14 protein-coding genes are annotated in these 21,791 nt (G+C 70.0%); 10 read left to right on the forward strand and 4 right to left on the reverse strand.

Annotation, left to right across the window (positions count from 1 at the left end; genetic code table 11):
• Positions 1 to 35: 35 nt before the first annotated feature.
• Positions 36 to 3,617, forward strand: a complete 3,582-nt coding sequence (locus tag ACNI65_RS14810) for an ATP-binding protein (protein WP_416757601.1) — start codon at positions 36 to 38, stop codon at positions 3,615 to 3,617.
• On the opposite strand, the gene ligD is transcribed toward ACNI65_RS14810, so the two are convergent.
• Complete coding sequence (gene ligD / locus ACNI65_RS14815) at positions 3,595 to 6,213, reverse strand: DNA ligase D (protein ID WP_416757602.1); 2,619 nt, start codon at positions 6,211 to 6,213, stop codon at positions 3,595 to 3,597. The genes ACNI65_RS14810 and ligD overlap by 23 nt on opposite strands.
• A gap of 15 nt (positions 6,214 to 6,228) precedes the next feature.
• Positions 6,229 to 7,242, reverse strand: coding sequence for a Ku protein (locus ACNI65_RS14820; RefSeq protein ID WP_416757603.1), 1,014 nt, complete (start codon positions 7,240 to 7,242; stop codon positions 6,229 to 6,231).
• A 208-nt stretch (positions 7,243 to 7,450) separates the two neighbouring features.
• Here ACNI65_RS14820 and ACNI65_RS14825 point away from each other — a divergent pair, with 208 nt between their 5' ends.
• Positions 7,451 to 8,152, forward strand: a complete 702-nt coding sequence (locus ACNI65_RS14825) for a phosphoribosyltransferase (protein ID WP_416763629.1) — start codon at positions 7,451 to 7,453, stop codon at positions 8,150 to 8,152.
• Positions 8,153 to 8,235: 83 nt separating this feature from the next.
• Here ACNI65_RS14825 and ACNI65_RS14830 read toward each other — a convergent pair whose 3' ends face one another.
• Both ACNI65_RS14830 and smc read right to left on the reverse strand, forming a co-directional pair.
• Positions 8,236 to 9,351, reverse strand: a complete 1,116-nt coding sequence (locus ACNI65_RS14830; protein WP_416757604.1) for a cell division protein FtsZ — start codon at positions 9,349 to 9,351, stop codon at positions 8,236 to 8,238.
• A 76-nt stretch (positions 9,352 to 9,427) separates the two neighbouring features.
• A complete protein-coding gene (gene smc / locus ACNI65_RS14835; RefSeq protein ID WP_416757605.1) occupies positions 9,428 to 12,940 on the reverse strand; it encodes a chromosome segregation protein SMC in 3,513 nt (1,170 codons plus the stop codon).
• Between the two features lie 300 nt (positions 12,941 to 13,240).
• Here smc and queF point away from each other — a divergent pair, with 300 nt between their 5' ends.
• The 8 genes from queF (at position 13,241) to ACNI65_RS14875 (ending at position 21,733) form a co-directional block, all read left to right on the forward strand.
• Positions 13,241 to 13,672: a preQ(1) synthase gene (queF, locus tag ACNI65_RS14840; RefSeq protein ID WP_067281975.1), complete on the forward strand. Its 432-nt coding sequence runs from the start codon at positions 13,241 to 13,243 to the stop codon at positions 13,670 to 13,672.
• A 35-nt stretch (positions 13,673 to 13,707) separates the two neighbouring features.
• Positions 13,708 to 14,133 (forward strand): SET domain-containing protein, encoded by a 426-nt coding sequence (locus ACNI65_RS14845; protein ID WP_416757607.1) that lies wholly within the window; start codon positions 13,708 to 13,710, stop codon positions 14,131 to 14,133.
• 103 nt (positions 14,134 to 14,236) lie between these two features.
• Positions 14,237 to 15,487, forward strand: a complete 1,251-nt coding sequence (gene dapC / locus ACNI65_RS14850; protein ID WP_416757608.1) for a succinyldiaminopimelate transaminase — start codon at positions 14,237 to 14,239, stop codon at positions 15,485 to 15,487.
• Positions 15,488 to 15,582: 95 nt separating this feature from the next.
• Positions 15,583 to 16,401, forward strand: a complete 819-nt coding sequence (gene dapD / locus ACNI65_RS14855) for a 2,3,4,5-tetrahydropyridine-2,6-dicarboxylate N-succinyltransferase (RefSeq protein WP_416757609.1) — start codon at positions 15,583 to 15,585, stop codon at positions 16,399 to 16,401.
• 74 nt (positions 16,402 to 16,475) lie between these two features.
• Positions 16,476 to 17,642, forward strand: a complete 1,167-nt coding sequence (locus tag ACNI65_RS14860; protein ID WP_416757611.1) for a PilT/PilU family type 4a pilus ATPase — start codon at positions 16,476 to 16,478, stop codon at positions 17,640 to 17,642.
• 22 nt (positions 17,643 to 17,664) lie between these two features.
• On the forward strand, positions 17,665 to 18,816 hold the full coding sequence (dapE, locus tag ACNI65_RS14865; protein ID WP_416757613.1) for a succinyl-diaminopimelate desuccinylase: 1,152 nt from the start codon (positions 17,665 to 17,667) through the stop codon (positions 18,814 to 18,816).
• Positions 18,813 to 19,712: a 50S ribosomal protein L3 N(5)-glutamine methyltransferase gene (gene prmB / locus ACNI65_RS14870; protein ID WP_416757615.1), complete on the forward strand. Its 900-nt coding sequence runs from the start codon at positions 18,813 to 18,815 to the stop codon at positions 19,710 to 19,712. Before dapE ends, prmB begins: the two co-directional genes overlap by 4 nt.
• Positions 19,709 to 21,733, forward strand: a complete 2,025-nt coding sequence (locus tag ACNI65_RS14875; protein ID WP_416757617.1) for an ATP-binding cassette domain-containing protein — start codon at positions 19,709 to 19,711, stop codon at positions 21,731 to 21,733. The genes prmB and ACNI65_RS14875 overlap by 4 nt, the downstream gene beginning before the upstream one ends.
• Positions 21,734 to 21,791 lie beyond the last annotated feature (58 nt).

Genomic DNA, 21,791 nt, shown 5'->3' on the forward strand with positions numbered 1-21,791 from the left:
TCCGCCAATCCAGGCCCAGACACGGAACCCCGACGATGCCCCGCCTGCCCGAGCGACGCAACGATGCGTCCAACTCTGACTCGCTGCCCGTGCCCCCGCCGCCGCCCCGACGCCGTCATTTCCTGGACGGGGGCGGCGAGATGGGCGAACGCATGCGCGCGCTGGACTGGACCACGACCCCGCTGGGGCCGCCCGACGGCTGGCCCCGCTCGCTCAAGACGGTCGTGCGGATGATGCTGGACTCCCGCTACGCGATGTGGATGGCGTGGGGCCCGGAGATGATCTTCTTCTGCAACGACGCCTACCTGCCCACGCTGGGCCTGAAGCGCGAATGGGCTCTGGGCGCGCGCTCGTCCCGCGTCTGGGAAGAGGTCTGGGATGCCGCCTACAGCCGCATCCGCCACGTGCGCACCACCGCCGAGGCCACGTGGGACGAGGGTTTGCTGCTGTACCTCGAGCGCAGCGGCTTTCGCGAGGAGACGTATCACACGTTCTCCTACAGCCCCGTCTATGACGACGAGCTGCAGGTGGACGGCATGTTGTGCGTGGTCACCGAGGTCACGGACCGGGTGATCGGCGAGCGCCGGCTGCGCGTGCTGCGCGATCTCGCCGCGCGCACCGTCGGCGCGGAAGACGCCGCGGACTGCGCGCGCCGCGTCTGCGAGGTGCTGTCGGAGTACCCGCTGGACCTGCCCTTCGCCACGCTGTATCTCTCCGATCCGGGCACCCACACCGCCCATCGCGCCTGCTGCACGGGCGAGAAGCACCGCGATGCGCTCGCCAGCCCGGACGCCGGTGCGAGCGGCGTGACCAGCGCCAGGGACGTGGCGGCACAGTTCCCGGACCGGCTCTCGCTCGCCGATCCGCCCGATGGGTGGCCGCTGCGCGAGTTGATGGACGGCGGTGCCCTGGCCGACCTGCCCTCGCTGGCGGCATTGGACATCTCGCTGTCCCTGCCGCCCTGGCCCGAGGCCCTGGACCGCGCCATCGTGCTGCCGCTGCGCAGCGCGGGCAAGGAGCCCGCGGGCTTCCTGGTCGCCGGCGTGAGCCCGCGCCGGCCGCTGGACGAGGACTATCGCGCGTTCCTGACGCTGGTGGCCGGACAGGCGGCCGCGGCACTGGCCGACGCGTCCGCCTACGAGGCCGAACGCAAGCGCGCCGAGTCGCTCGCCGAGCTGGATCGCGCCAAGACCGTCTTCTTCTCCAACATCAGCCACGAGTTCCGCACGCCGCTCACGTTGATGCTGGGGCCGCTGGAGGAGCTGGTGACCGGCCCCGAGCTCGGCGGACCGACGCGTGACCGCATCGCGCTGGTGCTGCGCAATGCCACCCGGCTGCAGCGGCTGGTCAACACGCTGCTGGATTTCTCCCGCATCGAGGCCGGCCGCGCGCAGGCGCACTACGAATCGACCGACCTCGCCGCGCTGACGCGCGATCTGGCGAGCACCTTCCGCTCGGCGATGGAACGCGCCGGCCTGGCCTTCGAGGTGGACTGCCCACCGCTGGCTGAGCCGGCCTTCGTCGACCGGGAGATGTGGGAAAAGATCGTCCTGAACCTGCTGTCCAACGCCTTCAAGTTCACGATGCGCGGTCAGGTCACGGTGCGCCTGCGCGCGTCGGGCCACGGGCCGCGACTGGCCGTGCTGGAAGTCGCCGACACCGGCGGCGGCATCCCCGCGGACGAATTGCCGCGCGTCTTCGAGCGCTTCCATCGCGTGGCCGGGGCGCAGGGTCGCACCCATGAGGGCTCGGGGATCGGACTGGCGCTGGTGCAGGAACTGGTGCGGCTGCACGGCGGCCACATCGAGGCCGCCAGCGTGCATGGCGAAGGCGCGCTCTTCCGCGTGACGATGCCGCTGGGCCATGCGCACCTGCCGGCTGAGCGCGTCGAGCGGCCCCTGTCGCCGAGTCCCGCGGGTGCGGTGGTGGCCACCCCGGGCACGGCGAGCACGCTGGGCGCGCGCGCCTTCGTCGAGGAGGCCTTGCGCTGGCTGCCGATGCCGGAGCTCTCGCGCGAACCGCCGACGGAGCGCGTCGATGCGAGCGTGTGGCCGGCGTCGGATCAGCGCTTCGCCGCGACCTTCGGCGCCCGCGTGCTGGTGGCCGACGACAACGCGGACATGCGCGCCTACCTGCGCGACCTGCTCGCGCCGTTCTACTCGGTGACGCTGGCCGCCGACGGACTGCAGGCGCTGGAGGCCGCGCGCCGTGAGCCGCCCGATGTCGTGCTGAGCGACGTCATGATGCCCAGGCTCGACGGCCTGTCGCTGCTGGCGGCGCTGCGCGGCGATGCGCGGCTGGGCGGCGTGCCGGTGGTGCTGCTGTCGGCACGCGCCGGCGAGGAGGCCCGCATCGAGGGGCTGGACGCCGGCGCCGACGACTACATGATCAAGCCCTTCTCGTCGCGCGAGCTGCTGGCGCGGCTGGGCGCGCTGCTGGAGCTGCGGCGCATGCGGCAAGCCGCCGAGGCGGCCTTCCGCGTGCGCACCGAGCAGTTCGAGACGCTGATCAATGCGGCGCCGATGGGCGTGTTCCTGGTCGAGGCGGTCGACGGCGCACTGCGCATCCGCGAGGCCAATCCGACCGCGCGGGCCACCTTCGGCGATCCGCCCGAGCTGCTGGGCATGCGTTTCGACGCGCTCGTGGAGCGGCAATGGGGCCATCCGCTCGCGGACCAGATCGTGGCGCTGTTCCAGCGCACCCTGCTCACCGGCGAGCCGTATCACACGCCCGAGTTCATCCAGGAGCGCACCGACCTGGGCATCACCGAGGCCTACGAGTGGCAGATCAGCCGCCTCCCGCTGGCCAACGGCGAGCCCGGCGTCGTCTGCTACTACCGCGAGATCTCCGCCCATCTCAAGGCGCGGCGGCGGCTGGAGGCGGCCGATCGGCAGAAGGACCAGTTCCTCGCGATGCTCGCGCATGAGCTGCGCAACCCGATCGCCCCGATCCGCAGCGCGGGCGACGTGCTTGGCCGATTGGGCCTTCGCGACGAACGCGCGACCAAGATGGTCGACATCATCCGGCGCCAGGTCGAGACGCTCACGCGCCTCGTCGATGACCTGCTGGACGTGTCGCGCATCACGCAGGGCCGCGTCGAGCTGCAACCGCGCTCGCTGCTGCTGTCCGAGGTGATCGCGCAGGCCGTGGAGACCGCGGAGCCGCTGATGCGCGAGCGGCTGCATCACTTCTCGGTCACCGCGTCGCCGCGTCCGCTGCGTGTCTGGGGCGACCTGGCGCGCCTGGTGCAATGCGTGGCCAACCTGCTGACCAATGCCGCGAAGTACACCGATCCGCAGGGCCACATCCAGCTCGCGCTGAGCGAGGAAGCCTCGCCCGATGGCGGCCCGGGCACCGCGCTGATCGCCGTCAGCGACGACGGCATCGGCATTCCGCCGGGCCTTCAGGCAACGATGTTCGATCTGTGCGTGCAGGGTGATCGCGCGCTCGACCGCTCCCAGGGCGGTCTGGGCATCGGCCTCTCGCTCGTCAAGCAGTTGGTCGCGATGCACGGCGGCAGCGTGCTGGCGCGCAGCGACGGCGCGGGACACGGCGCGCGCTTCGAGCTGCGCCTGCCGCTTCAGGTCGACGCGCTCAAGCCAGTCCCAGCAGCTTGAGCCCGCGCGAGAGCGTCTGCCGCGAGCCGGCGTAGTCGTGCCAGGGATCGGTCTTGAGGAAGCTGAGGCGGTCGCGCGCGTTGGCCAGCGTCCACTGGTCGCCACGCCGGACCTCGCCCAGCTCGTCCCAGTCGATGGGCATGGACACGCCAAGCCCCGGCCGCGCGCGCACCGAGAACGCGCAGGCGGTGGTCTGGCCCTCGCCGTTGCGCAGGTAGTCCGGGAAGATCTTGCCCACGCGGTTCTTCGGCCCGCTCTTGGCCGAGAACTTCTTCGGGAAGGTCTCGGCCAGATGCTTCACGACGGCCTGGCTGAAGGCCTTGGCCGTGGCGTGATCGTGGCGGCGCGCCAGCGGCACCACGACGTGCAGGCCCTTGCCGCCGCTGGTCTTGAGCCAGCACTGCAGCCCCAGTTCCTTCAGTAGCGCGCGGGTGATGCGGGCGGCCTCGGCCACCGCGGGGAAAGCGACGCCCTCGCCCGGGTCAAGGTCGATGATGAAGCGGTCGGCGCGGTCCAGGCGGTCCTGCTGCGCGTTCCAGGTGTGGAACTCGATGGCGTTCATCTGCGTGAACTGCAGCAGCGTCGCGGGATCGGGGATCACGATCAGCGCATCGGCCTCGACATGCTTCTGGAAGAAGAGCTGCCCGTCGATGCCATCGGGCGCGCGCACGATCGCCACCGGCCGGTGGCCCAGGTGCGGCTGCATCCACTCGACGACGCTCTCGTAGTAGCGCACCAACTCGATCTTCGTGTGGCCCGTCGACGGGTCGATGACGCGATCCGGATGCGTGATGCGGAGCTGGCCCGCGGAGGCCTCCGACTGCTTGATCGGCGGCTTGGCCTTGGCCTTGGCCTTGGGCTTGGACTTGGCCTTGGGCGTGCTCGCGGCGGCCGGTGTCCGGACCTTCTCGGCGGGTTGAGCCGACTCGCGTCCGACGTCCTCCGGCGCCTTGTCCTCGCGCTCGCCCTGGAAGGACGCGTGCCGGATGTGGCCTTCGGGCGTCCACTCGGCGAAGGCGACCTCGACGACACGCTTCGGCTTCACCCAGTGCGTCGCGCCGCCCGCGCGCCCGGTCATCCGGGCCCAGTGACTGCGCGCGATGGTCGCCTCGTCGAAGTGCGGCGTCTTGACCTCGAGCGCGGACAGGCGCTTGTGGAGCTCGCCCGCGAGCTGCAGCGACCAGCCCGTGCCGACGCGTCCCGCGTAGCGCAGCTCGCCGTCCTCGTAATAGCCCAGCAGCAGGCTGCCCAGCGCCTTGGCGCCATCGGAGCGATCGGTGAAGCCGACGACGACGAACTCCTGCCGCTGCTGGCATTTCAGCTTGACCCACGCGTCGCTGCGCCTCGAGACATATGCGCTGTCAGGGCGTTTGAGGATCAGCCCTTCCAGCCGCATCTGGCAGGCGGCGGCGAGCATCTCGTCGGGCGGCACGGCGAAGTCCTCGCTGAAGCGAAGCACGCCGGGGTTTTCGTCGTCGCCGTCATCGTCGGCCATCAACGCCCGCAGCACCGCGCGACGCTCGATGAGCGGCACCTCGCGCAGGTCGTGCCCGTTGAGGAAGGGCACATCGAAGAGGAAGTAAACGATGTCCTCGTGCCGCGTGCGCTTCGGATGACCGATCGCGTTCTGCAGCAGGTTGAAGTCGGGCGCGCCGTCCTCGCGCAGCACGACGATCTCGCCGTCCAGCCACGCGTTGTCCAGGCCGAGCTCGCCGAGCGCGGCGGCGAGAGCCGGCAGCCGCTCGGTCCAGTCGTTGCCACCGCGCGTGATCAAGCGAGCCTTGCCCTTGTCGATGCGCGCCATCAGCCGATAACCGTCGAACTTGGCCTCGGCGATCCAGTCGCCCGGCGGCGTCGCGGTCACCAGTGTCGCCAGTTGCGGAGCGAGCTCCGCGGGCAGCCTGGACTTGCGGGCGCGGCTCAGGTCGGGGCCCTGCGCCGGTGCCGCCGGCTCAGCCGCGTCCGCCTTCGCTGCCTGGGCGCGGTCCTCCGCGAAGCCCAACGGCTGCTGGATGACGCTGTCGGGCAATGCGAGGGTGACGTCGTAATCGGCATGCGCGCGCTCGAGCCCGTCGTGCTTCTTGATCAGCAGCCACTGCTCGCGCTTGGACGCATCGCGCGAGGTCCGGATCAACTGCCACAGGCCGGCGAGCTTCTGCCCGCGCAGCCGGAAGACGAGCTTGCCGTCCCGCAACCCTTGGGCCGGATCGCCTTCGGGTTCCCAGGTGCCGTTGTCCCAGACGATGACCTCGCCCGCGCCGTACTGCTTGGGCGGGATCGTGCCCTCGAAGCCGCCGTAGGACAGCGGATGGTCCTCGACATGGATCGCCATGCGGCGCTCCTTCGGGTCGTAGGACGGCCCCTTGGGCACGGCCCAGCTGAGCAGCACGCCGTCGAGCTCGAGGCGGAAGTCGTAATGCAGGTGGCTGGCCCAGTGCTTCTGGATGACGAAGGACAGCGCCTGGGTCCGGCTCGCCTTGCCGGCATTCGCGGGGCGCCTCGCGTGCGCGGGCCGCTCGTCGGGCTCGGGCGTGAGGCGGAAGTCCCGCTTCTGGCGATAGCGGGTCAGCGGGTCGTGGCGCGGCGCGGTGGGCATGGGTCGCGCGCGGACTCAGGCCGCCTTCTTCTTCGACTTCCCGCCCAGGCTGCGCCTGAGCAGCTCGGTCAGGTCGACGACGTTGGCGCTGTCGCCGCCGGTCTCCGGCGAGGACTCGAGCGGCGTGACCGTCTCGGTGTCGCCGGCCTCGACCTTGCGGGCGATGAGGCCGCGGATCGCGGCGGTGAACTCGTCGTGATAGTCCTCGGGGTGCCAGTCGGTGCTCATCTCATCGATGAGCTGGCGGGCCATCTGGAGCTCGCTGGCCTTGAAGCCGTGCGCGGACTTGCCCTCGGCGGGCAGGTTCAGGTCGTCGCAGGGGCGGATCTCGTTGGCCCAGCGCAGCAGGCCGATCATCAGCGCGGGGCCCGCGGGCAGCAGCGCGGCCAGGTGTTCCTTGCTGTGGATCACGAGCCGCGCGATGGCGATCAGGCCGGCGTCGGACATCGCCTCGCGCAGCAGTGCGTAGACCTTGCCGGCCTTGCCGATGGGCTCGAGGTAGTACGGCTTCTCCAGGTAGACGAAGGAGACCTGCGTGGCGGGCACGAAGGTCTCGATGGCCAGCGTCTGCGTGGTGGTCGGATAGGCCTTGCGGATCTCGTCGTCGGACACGAGCACGTAGTCGCCGTTGTCCTGCTTGACGCCCTTGACGATGTGCGTCTTGTCGATGTCCTTGCCGGTGCGCTTGTTGATGCGCTTGTAGCCCACCGGATCCATCGAGCGCTTGTCCAGCCAGTCGAAGTCCACGCGCTGGTCGCGCGACGCGGGATACAGCGCGACAGGCACGTGCAGCAGGCCGAAGCTGATGGCGCCCTTCCAGATCGCGCGCCGCGCGGCAGGGGCGTCGTCGCTGTCGCCGCGTGCGCTCGATTCAGCGGGCTTCGCCTTGGACTTCGCCCGCGAGGCCGGCCGCGCGTGATCGGCGTTGGAGGCTCGCGCGTGCGCAGCGGCGCGGCGCGGCGGCGGCTTGCGCGTGCCGCGTCCGGAGGAGGCGGAGGAGCTGGAGGAAGAGGCAGTGCGGCTGGGCATGCGGACCTCGGCGTCGACGGTCGATCGGACCTGATGGTCGGCAATCGACGCGCCCGCGGCCGTCGGCGTGGTGCGGCCAGGGCCGTCTGAGCGCGGACACCCGGCGGGCATCCGCCTTGCTCCATTCGAGGGATAGCCACCTCGCGCGAGCGCGTCCATCATGACTGCGGAGACCCACGCCATGCCGCCCGCCCTGCCGCTTCAGGATATGCCGGATCCGGCGCCGGAGACCCCCGCGCACGCACCGGTCGAGCGGGACGAGGCGCGCTTCGCGGACCGTCGCGACGCGGGCCGGGTGCTGGCCGGGCGCCTGTCGTCGTACGCGCATCGCGACGACGTGCTGGTGTTGGCCCTGCCGCGCGGGGGCGTGCCGGTCGGGGCGGAAGTGGCTCGCGCGCTCGGCGTGCCGCTGGACATCCTCGTGGTCCGCAAGCTGGGCCTGCCGGGCCAGCCCGAGTACGCCATGGGGGCGATCGCGATGGGAGACGTGCGTGTGCTCAACACGCAGGTCATCCAGCAGCTGGCGCTGAGCTATTCCGCGATCGATCTGGTGACGCGGGCGGAGATACGCGAGCTGCATCGCCGCGAGAAGCTGTACCGCGGCGATCGGGCGATGCCCGTGGTGGAGGGGCGTGTGCTGATCCTCGTCGATGACGGCATGGCGACCGGCGCGTCAATGCGGGCGGCGGTGCAGGCGCTACGCGATCTGCATCCGGCACGCATCGTGGTGGCTGTGCCGGTGTCGTCGCCACAGACCTGCCATCTGCTCACGCAGGACGCCGATGAGGTCATCTGCGCGCGCACGCCCGAGCGCTTCCGCTCCGTGGGGCAGTGGTACGAGCGCTTCGAGCAGACCTCGGATGAGGAAGTGCGGCGGGTGTTGGCGGAGTCGCTGGTGTCTTCCAACTGACGTACTGCAACCGCCGCTGGCCCTCACCCCTGCCCTCTCCCGCAAGCGGGAGAGGGAGTCATGCAGCCCCTCAGCCCTGGCCTTTAGCTGAACAGGCGCCGGGCGACCGCGCTGCCGGCGGCGAGGTCGCGCGCGGCCAGGGACTTGTAGAGCTCCGCCAGTTCCTGCCCGATCGACTGGAACGCGTGCAGGTTCAGGATCTGGTTGCGGTCGTCGCAGATGTCGGCCTCGAAGTCCCGCGCCAGTCCGCGCGCCGACTCCTGCCAGGTCGCGAACGGCTCCAGCGACTCCGGCGTCTGCAGCACGTCCAGTGACAGCGTCAGCTCCCGCAGCGACGACGCCTGCGGGTCGTCGGCCAATGCCGCCTGCGCATCGAAGTTCAGCGTCAGCAACGGGGGCGCGCCCTCCTCGCTCGACGGCAGCACCAGCCGGCCCGGCATCGCGCCCGGCAGGAAGCCGTGGCGCAACGCCCCCTGCTGCACGAAGCCCAGCGTCCACGCCGCGCCACGCGCCTTCAGCACGATCGCCAGCTGCGCGTCATGCCCCGCGGCGAACTGGTCCAGCTCGCGCGCCCGGCCCACCACGTCCAGCATGTCCGGGAACTCCGGCATCGCGCCGATCCCGTCGGCGAAGGCCTGGATCTTCTGCACGAACTCGGAATACTCGATCTCGTTGAGCGCGCCGCTGCGGTTGGCCATCTGCAGCCCCGCCTGGAACTCGCCATAACGCTGCCCCGGATGCGGCAGTTCCCACTCGCCGCTGTCGGCGTTCAGGCCTTCGATCTGGAAGGGCTTGGTCCCCGCGCGCCGGCTGCCCGGCAACTGCGACAGCGCCATCTCGCCGCTCACCGGCGATTCGGGCGTCAGCGTGGCGATCGCGTCGATCAACGCGTCGATCCGCGTCGAGGCCTTGCGCGTGCGCGCCACCGCCGGGACCGACTCGTCCAGCGTGCGCAGGTCCATCGCGCCCAGGTCCACGGGCATTTCCTGCGTCTGGCCATCCAGCGTGATCGTCGGCCCGCTCGCGGGCGCGCCATTGGCGCCCAGGCTCGGCTCCTGCCGATCCCCCGCCGGCACGATCGGCTCGGCGCGCCGCGGGCCCGCCTTGCGCGCGCTCCACCAGCCCTGCGCCAGCAGGCCCACCAGCACCACGCCGCCCAGCGCGGCCAACAGCGTCGTCAGGTTCCAGTCCGTCGTCATCGCGTATTTGCTCCTGCGGCCCCGCGCGCCTCGTGCCCCACCTGGGCCGCACGCATCGCGATCGCCGTCATCATCCTCATTGCTCGGCCATCGCCAGCGCGGATTCCATGTCCACCGCCACGATGCGCGACACGCCCTGCTCCTGCATCGTCACGCCGATCAGCTGCTTGGCCATCTCCATGGCGATCTTGTTGTGCGAGATGAACAGGAACTGCGTGATCTTGCTCATCTCCGACACCAGCCGCGCATACCGCTCGGTGTTGGCGTCGTCCAGCGGCGCGTCCACCTCGTCCAGCAGGCAGAACGGCGCCGGGTTCAGCTGGAAGATCGCGAACACCAGCGCGATCGCCGTCAGCGCCTTCTCGCCGCCCGACAGCAGGTGAATCGTCGAGTTCTTCTTGCCCGGCGGCTGCGCCATCACCTGCACGCCCGCATCCAGGATCTCGTCGCCCGTCATCACCAGCCTGGCCTGGCCGCCGCCGAACAGGCTCGGGAACATGCGCCCGAAATGCTCGTTGACCTGCGTGAAGGTCGCGCCCAGCAGATCGCGCGTCTCCAGGTCGATCTTGTGGATCGCGTCCTCCAGCGTCGTGATCGCCGTGGTCAGGTCCGCGAACTGCGAATCGAGGAAGGTCTTGCGCTCGCGCGCCGCCCCCAGCTCATCCAGCGCGGCCAGGTTGACCGCGCCCAGCGCCGCGATGTCGCGGTTGATGCGATCGATCTCGCTCTGCAACCCGTGCAGCTTCACGCCGCCTTCCTCGATGCCCTTGCCCAGGGCCTCCAGGTCGACGTTCTGCGCCACGAGTTGCTCCAGGAACTGCTGCCCGCCCAGCGCCGCGGCCTGCTCGTCGAGCTGCAGCCGCGTGATGCGCTCGCGCAGCGGATCGAGCGCGCGCTCGATCGTCATGCGCTGCTCCTCGCTGCGCTTCAGGCGCTGGCTCAGGTCGTCGTAGTTCGCCCGCACCAGGGCCAGCGCCTGCTCGCGCTCCATCTTGAGCGCCAGCGCGTCCTGCAGCCCGGCCTGCGCCGCGGCGTCATCGAGCTCGGCGCGCTCCTGCGCCATGTTCTGCACGGTCTGCTCGTTGACCTGCACCTGCTGGCGCGAGGTCTCGATGCTGCGATGCAGCTCGCCGCGCTTGGCCGCCAGCGCGCGGGCGCTGTAGACCGCCTCCTGCGCGCGGCGCTCCAGCACGCGCTGATGCTCGCGTGCCTCGGCGAGCTTGCGCTCGGCGCCGATCACGGATTCGTCCAGCTCGGCGTGTTTCTCCTGCGTGGTCGCGAGCTGCAGGTCGAGCTCCTCGAAACGCGCCTCGCCTTCCATGCGGCGCTCCATCAGCGCCTCGGTCTGCGCGTCGATCTCGCCGAGCTCCTCGTCGAGCTGCGTGCGCCGCGCCACGGCCGCCTCTGTCTGCTGCGCCAGGCGCAGCAGCTCGACCTGCAGCTGATGCGCGCGGGCCTGCGTCTCGGCGGCCTCGCGGCGCACCACGGCCAGGCGCTGCGAGGCGTCGGTGTAGAGCGCCTCGGCGCGCACGGCCTGGGCGCGCGCCTCGTCGGCGATCAGCGTCTGCGCGCGCTGCTCGCGGTCCAGGTTCTCGATCTCCTGCGCGCGGGCCAGCAGGCCGGCGGTCTCCGAGTCCGGCGCGTAGAAGCTCACCGCGAACTGGCTCACCGCGTGGCCGTCGCGGGTCATGATCAGCTCGCCGTGACCGAGCTTGGGCCGCTGCGCCAGCGCGTCCGCGATGGACTCCGCCGTGTAGATGCCCTCGAGCCAGTCGTTCATCAGCGCCTTCAGCCCGCTGGACTCGAGCTTGAGCAGGTCGCTCAGCGGCGCCAGCGCGCGGTGCGTGTTGGCGATTTCGCCGCTGGGCAGCGAGTAGAACGCCAGCCGCGCCGGCGGCGGATCGGACGCGAAGGCCTGCACCGTCTCGAGCCGGCCCACGGACAGCGCGCCCATGCGCTCGCGCATCGCGGCCTCGAGGGCGTTCTCCCAGCCCGGCGTGATGTGCAGCTGCGTCCACAGGCCCTTGACGTCCTGCAAGCCGTGCTTGGCCAGCCAGGGCTTGAGCTTGCCCTCGGTCTGCACCTTCTCCTGCAGCGCGCGCAGCGCGGTGAGGCGCGCGACGATGTCGGTCAGCCGCGCGGCCTGCTGCTGCGATTCCTGCTGCGCGTGCTGGCGCGCCTCATCAGCCGCGGGCGCCGCCTCGGCCAGCTCGGCCAGTCGCGCGTCGGCGACGGCCTGTTGCTCGTCGGCCGCCACGGACAGCCGCTTCACCTCGTCGAGCTTGTCGTGTTGCGGCGCGGCCAGCCCCTGGCGTTCCTGCGCGAGGCGCTCGCGGCGGCCGCGCAAGCCCTTGAGCTGCTCGTCGACGCTGCGGCTCTCGGCGGCCAGCACCTGGATCTGCTGCTGCACCTGCGTGACCTGCGTGCGCTGCTCGTTGGCGCGGGCCTGCGCGGCGCGCACCTGGTCCTCGACCTCGGGCAGCTTCATCGCCTGATCCTCCGCCTGCGCGGCGAGGATCTCGCTCTGTTCCTCGGCCTGCGCGATCTGCGTGGCGACGTCGTCCAGCTCCAGTTGCGCCTGCTCGGCGCGTTCCTGCCATTGCTGGTTCTGCGCCTGCAGCTCGACGAGCCGCTGCTCCAGCCGCTGGCGTCCCTCGACGACGTAGCGGATGCGCTCCTCGAGCCGGCTGACCTCCATCTGCGCCTCGGCCATGCGGCCCTGCGCGGCGTGCAGCTCGTCGCCGGCGCCGTAATGCGCCTGGCGGATGGTCTCGAGCTCGGCCTCGAGCTGACGCAGCTCGGCCATCTTGGCCTCGAGCGCGACGACCGCCTCGGCGTGCTCGACCTTCACCCGCGTGGCCTCGCCGGCCGCGTCGCGGTGCTTGAGGAACCACAGCTGATGCAGCTTGAGCGTGCCCTGATCCTGCAGGTAGCGGTAGTTCGCGGCGACCTCGGCCTGGCGCTCGAGCTTCTCCAGGTTGTTGTTGAGCTCGCGCAGGATGTCCTCGACGCGCGTCAGGTTCTCGCGCGTGTCCTTGAGGCGGTTCTCGGTCTCGCGGCGGCGCTCCTTGTACTTGGAGACGCCCGCGGCTTCCTCGAGGAACATGCGCAGTTCCTCGGGCTTGGATTCGATGATCCGGCTGATCGTGCCCTGGCCGATGATGGCGTAGGCGCGCGGCCCCAGACCCGTGCCGAGGAACACGTCCTGCACGTCGCGACGGCGTACCGGCTGGTTGTTGATGAAGTAGCTGGACGTGCCGTCACGCGTGAGCACGCGCTTGACGGCGATCTCGGTGAACTGGTTCCACTGGCCGCCGGCGCGCGCGCTGGTGTTGTCGAACACCAGTTCCACGCTGGAGCGGCTCGCCGGCTTGCGGTTGCCCGAGCCGTTGAAGATCACGTCCTGCATGGACTCGCCGCGCAGCTCGCTGGCCTTGCTTTCGCCCAGCACCCAGCGCACCGCGTCCATGATGTTGGACTTGCCGCAGCCGTTGGGGCCGACCACGCCGACCAGCTGACCAGGCAGCTGGAAGGTGGTCGGATCGGCAAAGGACTTGAAGCCCGAGAGCTTGATCGAGTTCAGTCGCATCGGGTGGGATCCGCGGGCCGACGCGGCCTTGGCGTGATCTAAGCCTTTGATTTGATTGTGGAAACGCCCCTTGACGGGGCGCTCGATTCGCGGCGGATGATACCATCGCGCCCTTCGTCCTTTCCCCCTTGCCCCATGGCCAAGAACACCTCCGCCAAGGCCACCGCGCCCACGTCCACCGCCAAGACTCCGAAGGCCTCCAAGGCGCTGAAGTTCGTCGAGCCCATCAAGGCGACCCCGGTGGCCAAGGCAGCGAAGGCCTCGAAGGCGGACACCGCCGTCGCGCCCAAGATGCGCGAGATGCCGCCCAACCCGCCGAGCCGCCCGAGCAAGGAGATCCACGTCTTCCCCAATCCGGCGCCGGAGCGGGACTACGTCATCCAGTTCCAGATCCCCGAGTTCACCTGCCACTGCCCGCTGACGGGCCAGCCGGACTTCGCGCACTTCACGATCGACATGATCGCGGACCAGTACTGCGTCGAGCTCAAGAGCCTGAAGATGTACTTCTGGAGCTACCGCGACGAAGGCGCGTTCCACGAGAAGGTGACCAACACCATCCTCGAGGACATCGTGAAGGTCACCAACCCGCGCTTCATCCGCATCACGGCCAAGTGGTACGTGCGCGGCGGCATCTACACGAACGTCGTGACCGAGCACCGCAAGAAGGGCTGGAAGCCGCTGCCCGCCGTGGACCTGCCGGCCCACGGTTTCGAGACCGGCCTGCTGCGTTGATCGGCTGAGCTGCTGAGCCGACCGCGCCCGCGCCGATGGCCCTTGCCTACGACAGCGCCACGCAGTTCGTGGCGGTCGCGCTCAAGCGCAGCCGCATCGATGGCTACGGCGTGTTCGCGGCTGAGGCCATCCCCGCCGGCACGCGGCTGGGCCTGCTGACCGGCGAGTCGATCACCGTGGCCGAGGCGCGTCGCCGAGCGCAGGAGAGCCGCCGGCTGATGCTGGTGGAGCTGTCGCCGGCGCGCGCGATCGACGCGAGCCGGTCACAAGACGCGATGCGGTTCACGAATCACAGTTGCCGGCCCAATGCCCGCATCCAGGTCGAGGACGGCGAGGTGAGTTTCTTCGCGCTCCAGGACCTGCAGCCGGGCGACGAGATCACCGTCGACTACGGCGTGACCCATCACGAGGGCCGCCTGCCCTGCCGATGCGGCGCGACAGGTTGTCGAGGGGCGCTTTAAGGGGCGCCGAGGGTTTTCGCCGTCATTCGCCGTCATTCGCGGTGAACCCAGCGTTGTCCAGTGAAGGAAGGCCGCCGCGAGGCGCCCACCTATGATTCCGCGCATGAGCCCCACCCCCGCTTCATCCCCGGTCGCTCCTCCGGTCAACCCACGACTGGCGCTGCTGAACCCCTACCCGTTCGAGCGGCTGCGCGCCCTGACCCAGGGCATCGTCCCCAACCCCGACTACCGGCCCATCTCGCTGGGCATCGGCGAGCCCAAGCATCCCGCGCCCCGGCTGGTCGAGGACGCGCTGATGGCCAACATGAAGGGGCTGTCCAGCTATCCCGCCACCGCCGGCGACACCCGCTTGCGCGAATCGATCGCGGGCTGGCTGCAGCGCCGCTACGCGCTGAGCCTGGACCCCGCCACGCAGATCCTGCCGGTCAACGGCTCGCGTGAGGCGCTGTTCGCGCTCGCCCAGGTCGTCATCGACCCGAGCCGCCCCGGCGCCACCGTCGTCTGCCCCAATCCGTTTTATCAGATCTACGAGGGCGCGGCGCTGCTGGCCGGCGCCACCCCCGCCTTCGCCAACTCCGACCCCGCGCGCAACTTCGCCGCGGACTGGTCCCAGATCGACGAGGCGACCTGGTCCCGCACCCAGCTGCTCTACGTGTGCTCGCCCGGCAACCCGACCGGCGCGGTGATGCCGCTGTCGGAATGGAAGACGCTGTTCGAGCTGAGCGACCGCCACGGCTTCGTGATCGCCTCCGACGAGTGCTACTCCGAGATCTATTTCCGCGACGGCCCCGACGCCGCGCCGCTGTCGGGCCTGCAGGCCGCCGCCCAGCTCGGCCGGCCGGACTTCCGCAACCTGATCGCGTTCACCAGCCTGTCCAAGCGCTCCAACGTGCCGGGCATGCGCTCGGGCTTCGTCGCCGGCGACGCCGCGTGGATCAAGCGCTTCCTGCTGTACCGGACCTACCACGGCTCGGCCATGAGCCCGCTGATCCAGGCCGCCAGCATCGCCGCCTGGGACGACGAGGACCACGTCGTGGCCAACCGCGCGCAGTACCGCGCCAAGTTCGCCGCGGTCACGCCGCTGCTGGCCGAGGTGCTCGACGTCGCCCTGCCGGACGCGGGTTTCTACCTGTGGGCGGCCGTGCCAGACGGTAACGATATTGGCTTCGCCCAGGGCCTGCTCGCTCAATACAATGTCGGCGTCCTGCCCGGCAGCCTGCTGGCCCGTGACGCCCACGGCCTCAACCCGGGCGCCGGCCGCATCCGCCTGGCCCTGGTGGCCGAACAGGCCGAATGCCTCGAAGCCGCCCACCGCATCGTCTCCTACGTGAAGCAATCCAAGACGCCGGCCTGATCCGGACTGCCGATCCGACCTTCAGATCCGCCTGATCCCGCCCGCCCGATCCGCTTCACCGCCTCCGAACTCCTTTCCCCGAACCGATCCGCACCATGACGCAAGACCTGCAATCCATCATCGACCTGGCCTGGGAAGGCCGTGCCAACCTGACCTCGGCCAACAGCCCGGAAGTCCGCGCCGCCGTGGACGACGTGCTGGCCCGCCTGGACGCCGGCACGCTGCGCGTGGCCGAGCGCAAGGCCGTCGGCGAGTGGACCGTGCATCAATGGGTCAAGAAGGCCGTGCTGCTGTCCTTCCGCCTGAACGACAACCGTCAGATGGGCGCCGGCGACATGACCTTCTTCGACAAGGTCCCGACCAAGTTCGGCGGCATGAGCGATGAGGCGCTGCGCGCCACCGGCGTGCGCGTCGTGCCGCCGGCCGTCGCCCGCCGCGGCAGCTTCATGGCGAAGAACGTCGTGCTGATGCCGTCCTACGTGAACATCGGCGCCTACGTCGACGAGGGCACGATGGTCGACACCTGGGCCACCGTCGGTTCCTGCGCGCAGATCGGCAAGAACGTCCACCTGTCGGGCGGCGTGGGCATCGGCGGCGTGCTGGAACCCCTGCAGGCCAACCCGACCATCATCGAGGACAACTGCTTCATCGGCGCCCGCTCGGAGATCGTCGAGGGCGTGATCGTCGAGGAGAACTCGGTGATCTCGATGGGCGTGTACATCGGCCAAAGCACCCCCATCTACGACCGCGAGACCGACACCGTGTCCTACGGCCGCGTGCCCGCGGGCTCCGTCGTCATCAGCGGCAGCCTGCCCAAGAACGACAAGTACAGCCTGTACGCCGCGATCATCGTGAAGAAGGTCGACGCGGGCACCCGCGCCAAGACCTCGATCAACGACCTGCTGCGCGCCTGAGCGGCGCAGACCGCGACCGGCGACCGGCGAACGACCCACCGTCTGAAGAAGAGCATCCCACCGGAGGAGACCGCATGAGCACGGGAAACATGGAGCGCATCCTGCGCCTGATGGCCGAGAAAGGCGCGTCCGACACCTACCTGTCGGCCAACATGCCGGTGCTGATCAGGATCAACGGGCAGATGCTCCAGTTGTCGGACCAGCTGCTGACGCCGGCGCAGCCGCGCGCGCTGATCTCCGAGGTCATCGACCCGCAGCACCTGTCGGAGCTCGACACCAACGGCGAGCTCAACATGGCGGTCTCCATCCCCAAGGTGGGCAGCTTCCGGCTCTCGGGCTTCCGTCAGCGCGGCTCGATCGCGGCGGTGTTCCGCCACATCCCGCACGTGATCCCGACGCTGGACAGCCTGGGCCTGCCACCCATCCTGGGCAAGCTGATCACCGAGAAGCGCGGTCTGATCCTGATGGTCGGCGCGACCGGCACCGGCAAGAGCACCACGCTCGCGTCGATGCTGGAGCACCGCAACCAGACGATGACCGGCCACATCCTCACCATCGAGGATCCGCTCGAGTACCTGTTCACCAACAAGCGCTCGCTGGTCAACCAGCGCGAGGTCGGCCGCGACACCGCGTCGCTGCAGATCGCGCTGAAGAACGCGCTGCGCCAGGCACCGGACTGCATCCTGATCGGTGAGATCCGCGATCGCGAGACGATGACGGCGGCGATCTCGTATGCGCTGTCCGGTCATCTGGTCGTGGCCACGCTGCACGGCAACAACAGCTACCACGCGCTCAACCGGATCATGTCCTTCTACACGCCGGAATCCCGTCCGGCGATGCTGAACGACCTGGGCGCGGGCCTGAAGGCGGTGGTCTCGCAGCGCCTGGTGCGCGCCGCCGCGGGCGGCCGCGTGCCGGTGACCGAAATCCTGCTCAACACAAAGCTGATCGCCGAGCTCATCGAGCAGGGCGACTTCGCCGGCGTGAAGGAGGCGATGGAGAAGTCCATCGCCGAGGGCTCGCAGAGCTTCGAGGAACACTTCGCCAAGCTCATCACCGAGGGCACGATCACCCGCGAGGAAGGCCTGGCCTTCGCCGACTCGCCGACCAACCTGCTCTGGCGCCTGCAGAACGACGGCCCCGGCGTGAAGCCCGGCGGCCCTGGCGCGCCCAAGAAGGAAGAGCCGGCCGAGGACACCGCCAACTTCACCTCGATCACGCTGGACGTGCAGCCGGGCTGAGGCCCGCGCTGACCTGGACCCCATGGACGACGACACCCTCGCGCTGCTCGAGCAACTGATCGCCCGCGCGTCGGTGACGCCCGACGACGCCGGCTGCCTCGAGCTGATCGGCGCGCGGCTGGCCGCCGCCGGTTTCGCGCTGGAGCGCATGGACAGCGGCCCGCACGACTTCCGCGTCAGCAACCTGTGGGCGGTGCGCCGCGGCCAGGAGCCGGCAGCGCCGGTGCTGGTCTTCGCCGGCCACACCGACGTCGTGCCCACCGGCGACCTCGCCAAGTGGACCAGCGACCCCTTCGTGCCCACCGTGCGCGGCGACCGCCTGTACGGACGCGGCGCGGCGGACATGAAGACCTCGCTCGCGGCGATGGTCGTCGCGGCCGAGACCTTCGTCGCGACGCATCCCGCGCATCGCGGCAGCGTGGCCTTCCTGCTGACCAGCGACGAGGAAGGCCCCGCGCGCGACGGCACCGTCGTGTGCGTCGAGCGCCTGCGCGCACGCGGCGAGCGGCTGGACTACTGCATCGTCGGCGAGCCGACCTCGGTCGAGCGCCTGGGCGACACCGTCAAGAACGGCCGCCGCGGCTCGTTGTCAGGCAAGCTGCGCGTGGTCGGCATCCAGGGCCACGTCGCCTATCCGCACCTGGCGCGCAATCCGGTGCACCAGGGGGCGCCGGCGCTCGCGGAGCTCGCCGTCACCGAATGGGACGGCGGCAACGCGTACTTCCCGCCCACGACCTTCCAGATCTCCAACATCGCCGCTGGCACCGGCGCGGGCAACGTGATCCCCGGCGAGCTGGTGGTGGATTTCAACTTCCGCTTCTCGACCGAGTCCACGCCCGAGACGCTCAAGCAACGCGTGCATGCGTTGCTGGACCGGCACGGGCTCACGTACACGCTGGACTGGTCGCTCTCGGGCCAGCCCTTCCTGACGCCGGTGGGCGAGCTGTCGGCCGGCATCGCCGCGGCGATCGAGGCCGAGACCGGCGTGGTCACCGAGCTGTCGACGACCGGCGGCACCTCGGATGGCCGCTTCATCGCCACGCTGTGCCGGCAGGTGGTGGAATTCGGACCGCTCAATGCGAGCATCCACAAGATCGACGAATATGTGCCGCTGGATCAGATCGCGCCGCTCGCGCGCATCTACCGCCGCACCCTGGAGAATTTGCTGCTGTGACGCTGTTGGAATTGATCGAGGCCCAGGCCGCCCGCCTCCGTGAGGCGGGCGTTTCGTTTGGGCATGGCACCACGAACGCCTTCGACGAGGCCGCCTGGCTCGTGCTGTGGGCGCTGGACCTGCCGCTGGACGCGCTGGACGAGCACGCCGCCGAGACCGTCGATGACGCGGGGCTCGCGAAGGTCGGGGCGCTCGTCGCGGAGCGCATCGCCACCCGCAAGCCCGCCGCGTATCTGACGCGCGAGGCCTGGCTGCAGGGCGTGCCCTTCTACGTCGACGAGCGCGCCATCGTGCCGCGCAGCTTCATCGCGGAGCTGCTCGCCGACGCGACCATCGACGCGTGGCTCTCCGACCAGACCACGCGCGTGCTGGACCTGTGCACCGGCAACGGCAGCCTGGCGGTGCTGGCGGCGATGGCGTGGCCCGACGTGGCCGTCGACGCGATCGACCTGAGCGCCGACGCGCTCGCGGTCGCCGCGATCAACGTCGAGCGCCACCAGCTCGGCGGTCGCATCCGGCTGCTGCAGGGCGACGGTCTCGCGCCGACGCGGGACGCCTACGACCTGATCCTGTGCAATCCGCCCTACGTGAACAGCACGTCGATGGCGGCGCTGCCCGAGGAGTACCGCGCCGAACCCGAGCTCGCGCTCGCGGGCGGCAGCGATGGCATGGACTTCATCCGGCGACTGCTGGCCGACGCGCCCACGCGGATGAAGCCGCATGCGGTGCTGGTGCTGGAGATCGGCAATGAACGCGAGTTCTTCGAGGCGGCCTTCCCGTCGCTGGAAGTCGCGTGGATGGAGACCTCGTCGGGCGAGGACCAGGTGCTGCTGGTGACACGAGAGGCGCTCGTCGCCGCGGGCTTCGGCGCTGACAGCGAAGGAGCCTCGGCATGATCACCTTGCGCAACATCGTGCTGCGACGCGGCACCAAGGTCGTCCTGGACGATGCGAGCGTCGTGCTGCAACCGGGCGAGAAGGTCGGCCTGGTCGGCCGCAACGGCGCGGGCAAGTCCAGCCTGTTCTCGCTGCTGACGGACCGCCTGCACAGCGACAAGGGCGACGTGGAAATCCCGCGTCATTGGGCGCTCGCGGAAGTCGCGCAGCACATGCCCGAGACGGACATGCCCGCGACCGAGTTCGTGCTGGAAGGCGACGTCCGCCTGATGGCCGCGCGCCAGGCGCTCGCCGAGGCCGAGGCCGCCGACGACGGTCACGCGATCGCCGATGCCTACGCGCAGCTGATGGACGCGGGCAGCCTCGATGCGCCGGCCCGCGCGCAGGCGCTGATGATGGGCCTGGGCTTCAAGGGCGCGCAGGTCGACGCGCCGGTCAACAGCTTCTCCGGCGGCTGGCGCATGCGGCTGCAACTGGCGCGCGCGCTGATGTGCCCGTCCGACCTGATGCTGCTGGACGAGCCGACCAACCATTTGGACCTGGACGCCCTGGTCTGGCTGGAAGCGTGGCTGCAGCGGTACGAGGGCACGATGATCATCATCAGCCACGACCGCGAGTTCCTCGACGCGATCACCAAGGTCACGCTGCACCTGGACGACGCCAAGCTGTACCGCTACGGCGGCAACTACACGGCCTTCGAGTCGATGCGCGCCGAGCGCATGCTCCAGCAGCAGCAGGCCTTCGACAAGCAGCAGGAGCGCATGGCGCATCTGCAGAAGTTCATTGACCGCTTCAAGGCCAAGGCCAGCAAGGCCAAGCAGGCGCAGAGCCGCGTGAAGGCGCTGGAGCGCATGGAGAAGCTCGCGCCGGTGCTGACGGCGTCGGACTTCAGCTTCGAGTTCCGCGAGCCGCTGAACCTGCCCAACCCGATGCTGATGTTCGACACGGTCTCGGTGGGCTACGACACCGATGAAGGCGAGAAGATCATCGTGCGCGGCATTGACCGCTCGGTGCTGGCCGGTCAGCGCTTCGGCATCCTGGGCGCGAACGGCCAGGGCAAGTCGACCTTCGTGAAGACGGTGGCGCGCATGCAGCGCGCGATGGGCGGCCTGATCACCGAGGGCAAGGGCCTGTCCATCGGCTATTTCGCGCAGCAGGAGATGGACGTGCTGCGGCCCGACGAGGGCCCGCTGATGCACATGATCCGGCTGGCCAAGGAGGTCAGCCCGGGCGCGCGCGAGCAGGAGCTGCGCGACTTCCTCGGCCAGTTCCGCTTCGTCGGCGACATGGTCAACCAGGACGTGGGCAGCCTGTCGGGCGGCGAGAAGGCGCGGCTGGTGCTGGCGATGCTGGTGTGGCAGCGCCCCAACCTGCTGCTGCTGGACGAACCCACGAACCATCTGGACCTGCAGACCCGCGAGGCGCTGTCGATGGCGCTCAACGAGTTCGAGGGCACCGTCATGCTGGTGAGCCACGACCGCGCGCTGCTGCGCGAGGTCTGCGACGAGTTCTGGCTGGTGGCCGACGGGCAGCTGAAGCCGTTCGACGGCGACCTCGACGACTACCAGCGCTGGCTGCTGGACCGGTCCAAGGAAGCGGCCAAGATCGCCAAGGAAGAGGCCAAGCTGGCGCTGCGCGCGGCTCGGTCGGCCTCGTCGTCGGCGGCAGCCGCGCCCGCGCCCGCATCGGTGGCAGCACCCGTGGCCGCGGCACCCGCGCCGGCTCCGGCTGCGGAACCCGTCAAGCGCGAGGAACGCAAGCTCACCGGCCAGCAACGTCAGAAGCTCAATGAGCAGACGCGTCCGCTGCGCAAGGAGATGGAGCAGATCGACGCCCGCATGAAGGCCTGGACCGACGAGCGCGCCGCGCTCGAGGCGCAGTTGTCCGCCGCCGGCCAGTCGCCCGCGCAGATCGCCGAGGCCGGCAAGCGGCTGAAGGCGATCGGCGACGAGGTCGAGGAAGCCGAGATGCGCTGGCTGGAACTCAGCGAGCAGGTCGACGCGATCATGTCGACGGGCTGACGCCTGCTGAAGCCCCTGAGCCCCTGAGCCCCTGAGCCTCTGAGCCCAGAAGCCCCTC

The organism is Roseateles sp. So40a, assembly GCF_048081605.1.
Lineage (GTDB): Bacteria > Pseudomonadota > Gammaproteobacteria > Burkholderiales > Burkholderiaceae_C > Roseateles.

Bases quoted from the DNA above. Each gene is read 5' to 3' on its own strand.
- ACNI65_RS14810 (WP_416757601.1), top strand. From the start codon at position 36: ATGCCCCGCCTGCCCGAGCGACGCAACGATGCGTCCAACTCTGACTCG.
- ligD (WP_416757602.1), bottom strand. From the start codon at position 6,213: ATGCCCACCGCGCCGCGCCACGACCCGCTGACCCGCTATCGCCAGAAG.
- ACNI65_RS14820 (WP_416757603.1), bottom strand. From the start codon at position 7,242: ATGCCCAGCCGCACTGCCTCTTCCTCCAGCTCCTCCGCCTCCTCCGGA.
- ACNI65_RS14825 (WP_416763629.1), top strand. From the start codon at position 7,451: ATGCCGGATCCGGCGCCGGAGACCCCCGCGCACGCACCGGTCGAGCGG.
- ACNI65_RS14830 (WP_416757604.1), bottom strand. From the start codon at position 9,351: ATGACGACGGACTGGAACCTGACGACGCTGTTGGCCGCGCTGGGCGGC.
- smc (WP_416757605.1), bottom strand. From the start codon at position 12,940: ATGCGACTGAACTCGATCAAGCTCTCGGGCTTCAAGTCCTTTGCCGAT.
- queF (WP_067281975.1), top strand. From the start codon at position 13,241: ATGCCGCCCAACCCGCCGAGCCGCCCGAGCAAGGAGATCCACGTCTTC.
- ACNI65_RS14845 (WP_416757607.1), top strand. From the start codon at position 13,708: ATGGCCCTTGCCTACGACAGCGCCACGCAGTTCGTGGCGGTCGCGCTC.
- dapC (WP_416757608.1), top strand. From the start codon at position 14,237: ATGAGCCCCACCCCCGCTTCATCCCCGGTCGCTCCTCCGGTCAACCCA.
- dapD (WP_416757609.1), top strand. From the start codon at position 15,583: ATGACGCAAGACCTGCAATCCATCATCGACCTGGCCTGGGAAGGCCGT.
- ACNI65_RS14860 (WP_416757611.1), top strand. From the start codon at position 16,476: ATGAGCACGGGAAACATGGAGCGCATCCTGCGCCTGATGGCCGAGAAA.
- dapE (WP_416757613.1), top strand. From the start codon at position 17,665: ATGGACGACGACACCCTCGCGCTGCTCGAGCAACTGATCGCCCGCGCG.
- ACNI65_RS14875 (WP_416757617.1), top strand. From the start codon at position 19,709: ATGATCACCTTGCGCAACATCGTGCTGCGACGCGGCACCAAGGTCGTC.